11 protein-coding genes are annotated in these 13553 nt (G+C 70.9%); all 11 read right to left on the reverse strand.

Annotated features, from left to right (window positions below; translation table 11 throughout):
• Positions 1-1051 (reverse strand): sensor histidine kinase (locus tag D476_RS34925; RefSeq protein ID WP_160167458.1); only part of this gene is annotated, 1051 nt, incomplete at its 3' end.
• A gap of 292 nt (positions 1052-1343) precedes the next feature.
• The gene (locus tag D476_RS0128810) at positions 1344-2531 is read right to left on the reverse strand and encodes a Wadjet anti-phage system protein JetD domain-containing protein (RefSeq protein ID WP_017627351.1); all 1188 of its coding nucleotides are present in this window, start codon (positions 2529-2531) and stop codon (positions 1344-1346) included.
• Positions 2518-5874 (reverse strand): ATP-binding protein, encoded by a 3357-nt coding sequence (locus tag D476_RS34930; RefSeq protein WP_017627352.1) that lies wholly within the window; start codon positions 5872-5874, stop codon positions 2518-2520. The genes D476_RS0128810 and D476_RS34930 overlap by 14 nt, the downstream gene beginning before the upstream one ends.
• Positions 5871-6470, reverse strand: a complete 600-nt coding sequence (locus D476_RS0128820) for a DUF4194 domain-containing protein (RefSeq protein ID WP_017627353.1) — start codon at positions 6468-6470, stop codon at positions 5871-5873. Before D476_RS0128820 ends, D476_RS34930 begins: the two co-directional genes overlap by 4 nt.
• 4 nt (positions 6471-6474) lie before the next feature.
• On the reverse strand, positions 6475-7944 hold the full coding sequence (locus D476_RS0128825) for a DUF3375 domain-containing protein (RefSeq protein ID WP_017627354.1): 1470 nt from the start codon (positions 7942-7944) through the stop codon (positions 6475-6477).
• A gap of 255 nt (positions 7945-8199) precedes the next feature.
• Positions 8200-8535, reverse strand: coding sequence for a DUF5615 family PIN-like protein (locus D476_RS0128830; protein ID WP_017627355.1), 336 nt, complete (start codon positions 8533-8535; stop codon positions 8200-8202).
• On the reverse strand, positions 8532-8951 hold the full coding sequence (locus D476_RS0128835; RefSeq protein WP_026123949.1) for a ribbon-helix-helix protein, CopG family: 420 nt from the start codon (positions 8949-8951) through the stop codon (positions 8532-8534). Before D476_RS0128835 ends, D476_RS0128830 begins: the two co-directional genes overlap by 4 nt.
• Before the next feature lie 141 nt (positions 8952-9092).
• The gene (locus D476_RS34935; RefSeq protein WP_017627357.1) at positions 9093-10631 is read right to left on the reverse strand and encodes a serine hydrolase domain-containing protein; all 1539 of its coding nucleotides are present in this window, start codon (positions 10629-10631) and stop codon (positions 9093-9095) included.
• The gene (locus tag D476_RS34940; protein WP_017627358.1) at positions 10628-11401 is read right to left on the reverse strand and encodes an alpha/beta hydrolase; all 774 of its coding nucleotides are present in this window, start codon (positions 11399-11401) and stop codon (positions 10628-10630) included. The genes D476_RS34935 and D476_RS34940 overlap by 4 nt, the downstream gene beginning before the upstream one ends.
• Before the next feature lie 34 nt (positions 11402-11435).
• Entirely contained in the window at positions 11436-11978 is a 543-nt protein-coding gene (locus D476_RS0128850) for a PadR family transcriptional regulator (RefSeq protein ID WP_026123950.1), read from the reverse strand.
• Between the two features lie 189 nt (positions 11979-12167).
• Positions 12168-13553, reverse strand: a 1386-nt coding sequence (locus tag D476_RS0128855; RefSeq protein WP_017627360.1) for an MFS transporter, incomplete at its 5' end; no start/stop codon positions are given.

The following is a 13553-nucleotide window of genomic DNA, read 5'->3' on the forward strand; positions in this document are numbered from 1 at the left end:
CGTCCTCCACGCGGAGGAGCATCTCGGCGCCGACCTCGCGGACCTCGACGACGACCCGGCCGGCCCGGGCGTGCTTGACGGCGTTGGCCACAAGTTCCCGCACGGTGAAGTACAGGGCCGTCTCCACCTGGCGGTCAAGCCGTTCGGCCACGCGGAAGTCCAGCTCGACCCGGACGCCCGCGTCCTCGGCGAGCTGGGTGAGCGCGGCCTCCAGCCCGGCCCCGTCCAGAACCGAGGGGTAGACGCGCTGGGCGACCTCGCGCAGCTCGACGAGCAGGTGGTCGTGCTGTTCCAGCGCCTGGCCGATGAGCTCCCCGGCCTTCTCCCTGTCCGCACGCAGGGCACGGCCCAGCAGCGCGCCCAGCGCCACCACGCGCTGCTGGACACCGTCGTGCAGATCCCGTTCGATGCGGCGGCGCTCCTCGTCGACCGCGGCCATGCCCCCCGCCCGGGTACTGGTCAGTTCGGTGATGCGCCACTGCAGGGCCTCATACGGTGCCGGGCCGAAGAACAGGTCGGCGACCCGCTGCTCCGCGGAGGCCAGCGCCAACGACAGCCGCCTCGCCAGGTAGAGCAGCAACAGCCCGATCAGGAAGCCGGCGAGGATCGTGCCGTTGGTGATGGTGCCCTCGACCAGCCCGAGGTGCAGCGGCCAGGAAACCGTGGTGCTGAAACCCACCCCTTCCCGATAGGAGGCCAGGGGCACGCTGCCGGTCACCCACGCCGTGTACCACCACAGCGGCAGCAGCGCCAGCACCACGGCCGGAACCGCCACCGGCGCCAGGGCCAGGGCCGCCGGTGCGCCTGTGACCCCGCGGACCACCAAGAACGCGAAGGCGCGGCGGCCCTGCGGAGGACGCTCGGTGCTCTGGTAGTCGAAGAACCATGCGAGGCGGGCGCGCTCCACGGCCACCAGGGGGCGGATGGCCGCGGCCACCGCGGCGGCCACCGCGCGCCGCGCCGAAGGCCATGGCAGCACCGGGACAAGGACCATGGTGGTGCACAGCGCGAGGAGCAGCGCTGCGGTACCCGTCAGACCCCCTGCGAACACGCCACCCGACGTGCGGAGCCAGGTACGCACCCATCGCCGCCCCGGCCGACCGGGAGGTGAACGGTCCGCGATTCCTCCTCCGTCGGTCATGCGGCAAGGGTACGTGCGGGGGGTCGAAGATCCCTCCTGAAGAGAGCCCGCCTGTGCTCTACCAGGGGCGGTTTCCGCTCGCGGTTGCCACGAGCTCCGAGCACTCGAAGTCGACTGCGAGAGAATGCCCCAGTGAGGGGACACCGGTCCAGCGACAACCGGCTCCCATGGCCTGTGTGCCCCGCCATGACCCGACGGTCCATCAACGACGGCGGGCGGGTTCGTTCGCGCGCAGCCCCTCCAGCGCTTCGGCGAGGTGGGAGAAGCGGATCCGTTCCTGTTCGAGGCGCAGTGACGGTGCCCACCGGTCGGTAGTGAGACCCAGATAGAGGTCGGACTCGTGCGCGGTGAGCCGTTCCAAGGCGGCGTCGGTGGGGTCGGGTTCCCGCGCCCAGTGGGCTTCGTGGCTCAGCAGGGTGTCTGTGTCCATGAGCAGCGAGGCCGCCCTCGGCAGGTGGGCGCGCAGCCGGTTGAGGATGGCGAAGCCGTGGGTGTCGAGATCACCCCAGTAGAGGACGCGGCGGTCGGCCAGGCCGTCGATCCGGGCGGCGGTGTCGACGGCGTAGCCGCCGCCCAGGATCACCATGGAGCGCGGATGCTCAGGGAAGGCCAGGAACGTGGTCTCGTTCTCCACGATGAACACCGTCTCGACATCGCCGGGCGCGTGGAACTCCTCGGCGCGTACCGACAGCTCGGTGTAGCCGCCCGGCGTCGTGCCGCCGAGCAGCCGGAACCGCACGTACTTCGGCTTGGTCCGGAACCCGTACCGGGCGGCGAACGATGTGACGGGCTGCCCGGTGTCGATGCGCTCGGGCGGCACCACGAGGTCGAGGAGTCCGGCCAGGGTCCCGCGGTGGGACTCGATGAACTTCGTGTCCACAGCGGGCGCGTCGACCTGGCGCAGGTACAACCGCCCCGGCTCGGTGCAGTCGCGGATCCACCGCACGGCGGCCAGCAGGCGGGGCCAGTCTTCGACCAGTTCCAGGGCGCGCATCGGGTGGCCGGCCACCCATTCGCAGAGGCGGGGGTCGGTGTCGGTGATCGCGGTGAGCAGCCGCCGGAACCGGTCGACCGCCGACCTGGTGTGCAGCAGGGAGCAAAGCTGCTCGAAGGTGTCGACCCACACCCGGCAGGGCACCTCGTTGGCGCCGATGCGGCGCCCTCCGATGCGCTTGTACTCCACCCGCAGGCGCTCTGGCGGGACGCTCTTCCACCGGCGGGCCCACTCCTGGACCTCGCCGAAGGAGCGCTCCAGTTCCGCCGGCTTCGGTGCGGTGAGCGTTACCATGACCGGCTCGAAGTCCGCGCCTCGGGTGAGTGCGGCCAGCCACCGGCCCGAATCCCAGCGTTTGCGCAGCCGGGCGACGACATCGTCCTCAGTGGTCCACACGCTGCCGCCCCGCGCCGACTCGGCCTTCGCGGTATTCGTCGATGGTCAGGTTCTGCAGGCGGGAGTAGTTGCCGCCCGGGTTGTCCACGAAACCCACCGCGGCGACATAGGAGGCGATCACCTCGATCTTCTCCAGCGGAGTGACCACCAGCAACTGCAAGCCGAGGCTGGTGAACAGCTCCATGCCGAATCGGGAGGACTCCTCCGAACCCCTCCCGAACGCCTCGTCGATCATGACGAACCGGAACTGCTTGCGGGCGGCGGACCCGCCGTCCAGCTTGTACTGGTAGGCCAGGGAGGCGGCCAGGATCGTGTAGGCGAGTTTCTCCTTCTGCCCGCCGGACTTGCCGTCGGAGTCGCTGTAGGACTCGTGTTCGGCACCGGTGTCCCGGTCGCGTTCCCGGGCGAGGAAGGTGTACCAGTTGCGCACGTCGGTCACGCGGTCGCGCCATGCCTTGTCGGCTCCGGTGAAGCCCTCCCTGCCGCGCAGCCGCTCGATGATCTGCGTGACCTGGTGGAACTTCTGCTCGGTGTAGTGGTCGTCGTCGCTGAGGGCGCCCTCGGTGCAGTCACGCAACTGCTGCTGGAACTCGCGGATCTCCGCGTGCTGCGTCTTGCGGGCCTCCAACTGGATGTAGCGGCCGGGGTTGAACTCCACCGGCTTCAGCGACTCGTTGATCACCGCGATCCGGTCGCCGATCTCGTCGGCGTGCCGGTGCAACTGGGAGGCGAACGTCGCGATGTCGCGGATGGTGTTGGTCCGTAGGTACTCGAGGAACTCGTTCTTGTACCGGGGCAGGTCGTCGTTGATGAGCTGCTCGGCCAGTCGCCGGTACTCGCCGCGGGCCCGGATGTCGGCGTCCATCTCCTGGCGGAACTCGGGCCAGGTGTTGAGGAAGTCCTCCATGGTCCTGGCGGCGCTGGTGGCGGCCGACTCCTGCCTGGTGCGGGAGGTGGCGACGGCCTTCCTCAGGTGCTCATCGGCGTCGGTCTGGGCCTGCGTGCAGCCGTCCAAGGTGGCGAAGTCGGCGTCGGGAACGGTGTCGGCCAGCAGCTGCTTGACGGCGGTGACGGTCTCCTCGGCCACCGACTCCAGCACGGCCGCCCGTGCGCGTTCGCGGGTGCGGTCGGCCTCGGCCCTCCTCGCGTCGTTCTCGGCGACCGCATGCTTGCGCTCCAGCGTGGTCCTGCGGCCGTCGGCGGCCTTGAGCTCACCGTCCAACTCCTCCAGGCGCCGGGTAAGGGCCTCCAGGCGGCCCGACCCGGATTTCAGCACCGCGAGGCGCTCCTGGTGCCCCTGGATCTCCAGCGCGCAGCCCCAGTGGTCGATGTCGGCGAAGTCGCGGGTCTCTTCCAGCTTGTCCAGGATGCTCTTGCGCTCGCCCAGCCTTCGACGTTCTTGAGTGGACCGCTGTTCCTGTCCGCGCAGGGAGTCGAGCTTCTGCTGCACGAGCGTGGCCTCGGCCACGAGGGCGTCGAACTTTTCGCGGGCGTTCCAGCCCAGCACCCAGGACGTGCGGTCGTGGAGGTTGCGGGTGTCGTCCTTGGTGTGGCGTCCGCCAGGGGCCTTGACCTGGCCGTTGCGGGTGATCGCCTTGGACGACGCCCGGAAGTCGGCCAGGTTCTCACAGCATTCGTGTCCGGCCCGGTGCTGGAGCTCGGCCTCCAGCCACTCGTCGAATTCCGAGCGCTTCAGTTCCAGCTTGTCCACCATGAGCGGCAGGTTCCGCTTCGACGCCACGCGTCGCCGTGGCGGAGCGTCGGGGACGTGGTAATAGGTGAGGCTGGTCCGCAGGTTGTTCGCCTCGATCCACTCCGAGGCCTGCCGGTAGAGGTCGCCGGGAACCAGGATCGAGGTGGCGAAGGAGCGCAGCAGGCGCTCGGCGGCGGGCCGCCATGCGGACTCCGACTCTTTGACCTGGATCAGCTCACCGGCGAACGGCAGAGCGTCGTCGTCGACGTCGCATGCCTCGGCCAGTGCGGTGCGGATGGCCAGGAGCTTCGCCGGAATGTTGGAGGCCCGGTCCTGCAGGCCGCGAAGCTCGATATTGATCTCATCGGCCTCCGTCTGGGCCTTGCCCTGCTCCGAACGGATCTCGGCCCACCGGTCGTCGGCCTCGGCGACCGAGGTGTTCACAGCTCCGCGGGCCTCCTTGATCTCGCGGAGACGGTCGCTGAACTGTTCGCGGCCGGTGACGGGCCCGAGGTCGACCTGCCGGAGTTTGGCGGCGAACTCCTCGTGGCGCTCCCGGCGCTTGTCCCGCCGCGCCTCCAGCTCGCCGATCTTCGATTCGAGCGTTCTGAGCTCCCGGCCCCCGGCCTCGGCCCGCTGCTGCTCGGTGTCGCGCTGCTCGGCCTTGAGCCGACGGATCGTCTCGGCCACCTCGCCGAGGTCGGCCTCGGCGTCGCCCTTGTCCCGGGCGGCCCGCTTATGCTCCGCGTCCAGCACCGCCACCCGCAGCGAGGCGACGTAGGGCCGCAGCGCCTCCTGTTGGGCGGTGGCGTCGGCGATCGCCCGCGCATGCTCGTCGTAGCGGTCGCAGTGCCGTAGCAGCGGTGTCAGGCGCTCGATCTGCTCCTCGGCGCGGATGACCGCCTTGTGCGCCTGGTCGAGGTCGTCGAAGTGGGCGATGATGTCCTTGACGACGCCGCTGGTGTCGAACGGCTCCAGCATGTGCTCGCGCACGAACGCGTCCAGGCTGCCCACCGACTTCATGGACACCGTCTGGTGGAACAGCTCCAGCGCCTGCTCGGAGGCGATGCCCAGGCGGCGGCGCAGCTTGGTGCCGTACGGCGGGTAGTTGGGGAGGACTTCGCATCCCTCGGTCCTGCGCAGCCGCTTCTTGAGGTCGTTCATGTCGGTGCCGAAGCCGCTGAAGTCCTCGGCGACGGACAGTCCCCGGTCGGCGAGGCAGTAGAACCGGTCGGGCTGGCCCGCGTGGTCGGTGGCGAACCAGAACACGGTGGCCAAGGACACCTGCGTGTTCAGAGCCGGGTTGGCGAACACCCCCAGGATCACCGAGTAGGCGCCGGTCCGGCGCAGCGCGACGGGTCTGGCGGCGCCGGTCTCCTCGTTCATCTGCCGACGGTGGTAGCCCAGGACGTAACTGCGCAGGTCGCGTTCGCGCTTGTCGGCCCCGGCCGCCTTGTTGTAGGCGACCTTCTGCGGCGGCAGCAGCAGCGTGCACAGCGCATCGACCAGCGTGGACTTGCCCGAGCCGATGTCTCCGGTGAGCAGGGCGTCCTGGCAGCCGGGTCTGAACACCCAGACCCGTTTGTCGAAGGTCCCCCAATTGAGGATCTCCAGCCGCTCCAGCCGAAACCCTTCCGCCGCGCCGCTCACGACTCCTTACCTCCGGTCAGAACCTGTGCGTACTCCTCCAGCCGCGCCTCGAAGTCGGAAAGGGTCTCGGCGTCCACGAAGGCCTTGAGGACCCGGCGCACCTCCCAGGTCTGGCCGTGCTCCTTGACCTGGCGCAGGAACCCGAGCTGGACGACCTTGTCGATGTGGGCGTCGATCCGGTCGAACAGGCGCGCCTCGTTGGACGTCTCCGGCAGGAAGTGCCGGATCATGTCGACGATCTGGGCGCGGGTGAGGATCAGCCGCGGCTCGGAGCCGTCGGCGTCGGCCTCGGCGAGGCGGCGGCGCAGCAGCGCCAGCAGCAGGCTCACCGGGAACGACAGGCTGCGGCGGGGCACCAGCCGTGGCGGGGGCCCAAGGTCCTCGGGGAATTCCGACTCGGGCAGGGTGCGCAGGAAGGCATAGCCTTCGGTCTCGTCGACCTCCAGCCCCAGGCCCATGACCCGGACGTAGTCGGCGAGGGCGGCCCGGCGCTCCAGCAGGACCTGCCATGTCTGCTCCTGCTGGTCGCGGTAGACCACCCCCTTCAGCAAGGGGACCACGGCCTGGGACAGCCGCAGGGTCTCGTTGTCCGGCATGCTGCTACTCCTCGGCGAAGGCGATGAAGCCGCGGGCGCGAGTGAAGACGACGACCGGCATGCGGGCGCCGCGGCGGCGGCCGTCGTCCTCGGTCCAGACGACCTCGCCGCACCGATCCGGGTCGAACACCACCTCGAACCGGGGGTCGCGCAGCGAGAGGTAGCCGACCAGCTCGGCCAGTCCCCGGTCCAGCCCGAAGCGGTCCACCACCGCGCCCAGGCTCACCTGCCGCTCCGCGCGCAGCAGTGACCAGACGTTGTCGGTCAACCGCTGCCGGTCGACGCGGGAGCGCTCGAACAGCGCCTGCACGTCGGCGTCCTCGTCGGCGACCGCCACCGACTCCGAATCGATGGCGGCCTTGTGCCGCAGCCGGTACATCGGCCGCTCGAAGGGGAGCACCACATCCGGGGCGAGGGCGGCGATCTCCATGCCCGGGGGCTCCTCGGTCCCGGCGGCGTCGCGCACGCTCAGGGCGTGCTGCTCGATCTGCTTCAGCAGCTCTACCACCCGCCGGTTCTCCGCCCACGCCTGGTCGTCGAGGAACCGGCGCAGCTGGGCGGAGAGGCTGCGGACCGTCGACTGGACGTCCTCGGCGGCGTCCAGCCAGTCATGGTGGATACGCCGCAGCCGAGGGTCCGGGTCGCTCACCGCCGCCAGCTGCTGGACGTGCTCCAGCAGGTCGCTCAGCTCCTGTTGCCTGCCCGGCGACATCAGCAGGTCGTAGAACGCCTGGAAGCTACGGCCCTGGTCGGATTCGGAGATCGCGTCGCGGTCGCTGACCAGCTCGGCGACCAAGTCGCCCTTGGCGCCCTCCCACTGCGCGATGCGCTCGCGCAGTCGCCGGTCGAGGTCGCGGAAGTTCTGCTTCACGCGCCGGAAGTCGGAGAGCAACTGCCGGGCGGCCTCGGCCAGATGCTGGTAGCGTTCGCGCACCTCCAGGTCGTCCAGGAGGTCGACCCGGCCCGACTTCACCCGCGCGATCTCCTCCTCCAGGGTGCGGCGCCGGTCGGTCAGCCGGTCCAACCGCGCCTGGGGATCCTCCTCGGTGCCGTGCACCAGTTCGCGCAGCAGGGTGATGATCGAGCTCAGCCGGGATGCGGTGCCGATGAAGTGGTCGGTGCGCTGCAGTGACTCCACCCACCGCAGGGCGCGTTCCACCGCCGGAACGAGTTCGACGTGCGGGAGGTCGCTGTCCTCTGGGTAGAACTTGCGCAGCCACCCCCGTTCGGGATGGGTCCAGTCGTCGACGTAGGCCCTGGGCGATTTGGGGTATCTCTTCTCGCCGAGCCGTTCGTGGAGGGCATAGAGCTCGTCGTCCAGCGTCTCGACGAGCGTGTCCGCCGCGATGGTGCGGGTGTTGCGCTCGATGAACACCCGGTGCAGGAAGCCGACCACCATCGGCGCGGAGCCGGCGCGCAGCAACCGCCAACCGGGATCGCGTTCCCGCAGCCGGGTCAGTTCGTCGAAGTCCATCGCCCTCCCGTGCCGGACACCCCCGGACGACGGCCCGGGATGGTAGGACATGACCGGCGTGCTCAGAGGCGTACCGCGCAAGGCATGCTATCCGGAACCGGCGACAGGGGCGGCGAAACCCGCGCTGATCGGGTTCCTAGGGCGATGTCCAGGGTCGATATCGCGCACCTCGGCCATGCGCCCCCAGAGGCCGCCCTTGTTCGTCCGGCCGGGGCGAACCCGATTCCTGTGATGGCGATTTCCTGAGGGCCCGGGTCACCCCGCGTCCGGCCAGTGGGGGCCGAGGTAGGGGACGGGGTTGGCCTGGGCCCAGTCGGCCAGGATCTTGGGCAGGCCCGCCGCCTGGGCCCCGCCGGGAGGCAGGTTCCGCTTCAGCACGAAGACCAGCGCCACGTCGCGTTCGGCCGCGAAGTCCGCAACGTTCTCGGTGACCACGGCCCTGCCCTCCGCTCGGGCCGTCGCCGCGACGAGTGAGTCCTCTGCCGCCTGCAGCCCGATCTCGAACACGTGTACCGCGTCGTGGCTGTAGGTATCGCGCAGCAGGCGCGCCGTGGCGGGCGGAAACATCTCATCGATGAGGAACGTGCTCATGCCAGCAGCGCCTCGCGTCCCGCTGCGGCACGACGGCTGCGCTCGGCCAAGGCACGGTTGCGCTCGATGCGGCCGTTGACCTCGTCCGCGTGCTCGGAGGCATAGTCCACGGCGATGCGGACGAGTCGGGGGTGCAGCTCCGACTCGGCACTGAGTGTCGAGATGCGGTGCTCCTCGCTGCCGTCGAGTTCCTGCAGCCGGGCGACGACCTCCCAGACGTCAGGCCCTGCGGCGAGGGCCGCGCGTCGGTCGTGGGCGGGACCGCGGAAGACGATGCCCGGGAAATCCCGCTGGTCCACACCTTCGATGATGAGGCGCTCCAGCAGTGCCGTGGCGCTCACACCCTCCTGGGCGGCTCTGGTGTCCAGCCGGTGCTTAGCCTCATCGCTGATCCGGAACGACGTGCTTCTCGCCATGTTCGTCTCCCCCGAGCGCGCGCTGACCGTACCGCAAGTGTAGCTCACATGCGCTACATGCGGCCGAGTGGGAGGGCGGGGCAGGCTGAGCACGGCGGCGACCAGTGTCGCCGTGGCCACCGCGACGGAGGCCTCGGCTCGTCAGCTCGTCGTTCTCGACGGCTGCGGGGGCCGAGCGGGATCTGTGCCGGGCCGCTTCGCGCTGTTCGTCTCGCGGAGGCGGGTGAGGCGTGCGAGGGCTACCGCGGCGCTCGCGAGCGCCCCGACGAGTAGGAGGACGGTCGCGGCCGGCCACAGCGCGAATGCGTCGACCGGCGTCGCCGGGTTGCCGGGGCCGGACGTGAGGCCGATGAAGAGGACGAATGCGGCGGTCGGCATCAGCGCCAGTGGAATCAGCCTCACCGCCCGCCTCCACACCGGTGACGCGCGGTGGCGTGACGCCCATCGTCCCGCGCGGCGTGCGCCTCGGGTCGCCAGGGCGACGACGAGCACGGTGACCAGGAGCAGGCCGAGATCGATGAGCGTCGGGACGGGTGCCGGGATCTCGGGTGACGCACCGCGGGCGATGTCGATGAGTCCGGTGCTCACGGTGAACGGATGCTGGTAAGTGGGGGTGTAGCTGTCCATCAGGACGACCGTCGAGGTCCCGTTAGAGGGGACGATGTCGATGCGTGCACTGCTTCGGGTCAGCGCGCCATCGTGGCCCACGCGCGCGGGATCGGTGGTGGAGGTGTGCTGCCAGCCGAGGCCGTACGTTCCGGCACCCTCCTGGGTCTCCATGGAGCGGCGTACGAGGTCGTCGGACAGGAGCCGGGTCCCGTCGGAGACGGTCCCGCCGCGTTGGATCATGGCGAGGAACGCACTGATGTCGTCGGCGGTGCTCACGATGCCGCCGGAGCCGCCGACGTCGCTCGACATCTCCCGCAGGGGGATCGACGTCCCGTAGGCGGTGACGTGTCCGCGCGTGAACGCCCCGGCGTCGTTGGTGGAGTGCACCGAGAACGTGTCGTCCATTCCGAGCGGAGCGAAGACCTCGTCCTCAAGGTACCGGTCGAACGGCGTGTCCGTCGCGGCCTCGACGACGCGCGCCAGGGTCCGGTAGTTGAGGTTGCTGTAGGCGTACGTCGTGCCCGGTGTGGAGGCCAGGTCCAGGTCGGCGATCTCGGCCACGCTCTCGGCATACGAGGACGCGGCGGGGATGATCATGGGATTCGGCAGGCCGGAGGTGTGCGACAGGAGCATCCGGACGGTGATTCCCCCGGCCCCCTCACCGCCGATGGAGAAATCGGGCAGCACCGTCTGCACAGGGGTGTCGAGGCCGATGCGTCCCTCGTCGACGAGCTGGAGGACGGCGAAGGCCGTGAAGGTCTTCGAGACCGACGCGACGGGCACCGGTGAATCGGGGCCGAGGTCGCCGACGCCCCCGCGGGCGGCGACCTCGCCGTCCTCGAGTACCGCGTACGACAGGCCCGGAAGGCTCTGCCGATCCGCGTAGGCCGCGACGTACGCGTCCGCCGCGTCCTTCACCGAGCCCTCCGGCCCGCTCGGCTCCGCCGCCGCCGGATGCGCCGGCGCCAGTAGGCCCAGCGACGCCGCGGCCGCAAGGAGCCCTCGCACGGCGGCGCCGGGTCCGCGCTGGAGCGCCTGTGTCCGGCCGACCATGGGCCCGTTCACCGTCATCGGCCCTCCGGTGCGGAGGTCCGTCCTGGGGCGAGCTTCCCGATGACCCAGGCCATGGCCTCGGTGACCGCGCTGCGTGAAGCGTCGGAGTGGTCGAGCATGTCGAACCCGTGCCGCCCCTCGGGGACGTCGATGATGTCGAGAGCGACGTCGTGCTCCTCGGCGGCGGCGACGAAGGCTTCGACCCCGGTGGCGAACTCGGGCCGCTCACGCCCCACCCGGGTGAGCAGGACGGGAAGCCCGCCCGTGGCGGAGAGGGCGTCGATGGGGCGGAAGCGCGCCTCGAGTTCCCGGTCCGGTCCGGGCGCGAGGACCGGGTAGGTCGCGGCGATGCAGCGCAACCACGGCGGAGGGGGGTCCAGCCACTCCGCCGCCAGCAGCCCTGCGCCTGAGAAGAACCACAACGCGACGCGGTCAGGGTCCACTCCGGGGAGCCGGCGCGCGGCACCGACCGCTTCGGCGACGTCATCGGCCGCGTCGGCGCGCTGCTCGATCGAGTGGAACCGGTGGTCGAACATCACCCCGACCGCGCCGCTCGCCGCCGCGAGCGAGCAGTAGCCGACGAAGAGCGGTGAGTCCCGCGGAGTGGGGGAGGCGTTAGCCGGAAGTGGGCCGCCGTGGACGAACACGACGGCCGGCTTCGCGCTTCGGACCGCTGCCTCGGTTTCGGCCTCGGGCCCGGTCTCGGGAGCGGGCCGGTACACGTCCAGGACGCCGTGCCGCTCGTGGTCGGTGGGGTCGACCGGGACGACGAATCGGTGAGTGCTCAATGCTCCTCCGTGAGCCTGGTGGGGGATCGGCGGGTCAGGGCGTGGAGCGGTGGCGGCCCAGCTGGTCGATGGCCCAGAGCGCCCACTCCCGTACGGCCTGGTCGGCGCGCACGCCGTACTCCGCCGCGAGGTGGCCGAACCCCTCCGGGCCGGGCGGGACCGTGTCGCCGTACTGGGCCCGCGCACGGCGGAGCTCGGCCGCTTCGGCGTCGACGTGGTCGATGACGCGGCGCAGCACGGTGATCGCGTCGTCCGGGTCGAGCACGGACAGGAGGAACATCCTCAGCACCGGTTCGTTGCGCATCTTCGACGGGCCCACCGGATCGTCCATGAGCCATGACTGCAGTTCGCGGCGGCCCGCGTCGGTGATCGCGTAGGTGCGGCGCCCGCGTGGGCCTTCGCCGCGGTCCGCGATCAGCCCCTTCCCGAGCAGCCGGTTCAGCTCCGGATAGACGCTGGTGTGGCCGGCCTTCCAGGCGAACCGGCCGACTGGGCCCTCTGCGAGCTCCTTCGACAGCTCGTAGCCGCTGCGCGGTTCGGTGGCCAGGAGCCCCAGCAGGGCGTGCGGCAATGACATGCGGCCACCCTACGTGTCATTTTTGACATGTCAATCATGACAGGGACGGACCGCCGGACACCGGGGGCGGGAGGTCGGCCCCCTGAGAAGCGCGTGGTACCCGCCCCGGTCGTCCGACCGGGGCGGGTACCGGGCAGCGGCGTTGCGCAGGTCCGCGTCATCGCGCCGGGCGCACGCCCCGCCCGTCGGTCACTTCTCCCGGGGCGGGCGGAGGAAGGCGGCGACCAGGGCCGCCGTGGCCAGCGCGAGGGCGGCGTCGATCCCGATCGCGAGGCGCAGACCCGGCAGCAGGTCGGCGCCCGCCCCGGTCGCGACCGCCGACATCACCGGGGTCCCCAGCGCGATGCCGACCTGCTGGCTCAACGTCACCAGGCCGGTCGCCAGGCCCTGCCGGTCGGCGGGGACCCCCGCGGTGGAGGCCACGGTGTAGCCGACGATCACGGCGAGGTTCGCGGCGCCGCCGATGAACGCGGCCACCAGCAGCGGGACCAGCCATGCGCGGTCGTCGGAGACGAACGCCAGCGGGAGGGTCGCGGCGGCCTGGACGACGAACCCGATCACGATCGTGGTCGTGGCGTTCGTCCGGCCGATGATCTTCGGGGCGGCGAGGCCGCCCAGGACCGTGCCGATGCCCAGCACCCCCAGGATCAGCCCGGCGGAGAAGGCGGTGAAGCCGAGGATCTCCTGCAGGTACAGGGTCAGCAGGAATACGAGCGACGTCTCGGTCGCGAAGGCGAGGAGCCCCGCCGTGTTGCCCCAGGCGATGGTGCGGCGCCTCAGCAGCGACGTCGCCACCAGCGGCTCGGCGACGCGGGACTCGATCGCGAGGAAGACCGTGAACAGCACGGCCGCCCCCGCGATCGGCCCCCAGGCGCCGGGGTGCGCCCAGCCGTCGTGGCCCGCCGTGTCGATGCCGAAGACGAGGGCGGTCAGGGCGAGCGTGATGGTCACCGCGCCGGGGACGTCGAGCCTGGGCCTGCGCCCGCGGGCCGGTTCGCGCAGGACGAGCGGGCCGACGATGATCACTGCGGCGGCGACGGCGACGTTGATGAAGAACGCCCACCGCCACGAGACGGCCCCGGTGAGCACCCCGCCGAGGACCGCGCCGGCCGTGAACCCGGCGGCCATGAGCGCGCCGTTGAGCCCGAGCGCCCGGGAGCGGGCCGGCCCCTCGGGGAACATCGTGGTCATCAGCGACAGCGCGGCCGGGGTGACCATGGCGGTCGCCACGCCCTGTCCCACGCGGGCGGCGATCAGCACGGCGGGCCCGGCGGCGAGCCCTCCGGCCAGGGAGGAGGCGCCCAGCAGGACGATGCCGGCGAGGAACAGCCGCTTGCGTCCGAACAGGTCGGCGACGCGGCCGAAGAAGAGCGTGAACCCGGCGGCGCACAGCGCGAACGAGGTGACGATCCACTGCAGCGCCGAGGTGGCGAGCCCGAGTTCGCCGCCGATGTGCGGCAGGGCGACGTTGAGGATCGAGAAGTCGACGGCCAGGGTGAAGTTCGCCATCAGCAGGACCGCCATGGCGGGCTTCTGCGCTGCGGTGAACCGTTCGGAGGGGGGGGCGGGCGGGCG

Origin of the sequence: Nocardiopsis chromatogenes YIM 90109 (assembly GCF_000341185.1) — a bacterium.
GTDB lineage: Bacteria > Actinomycetota > Actinomycetes > Streptosporangiales > Streptosporangiaceae > Nocardiopsis_A > Nocardiopsis_A chromatogenes.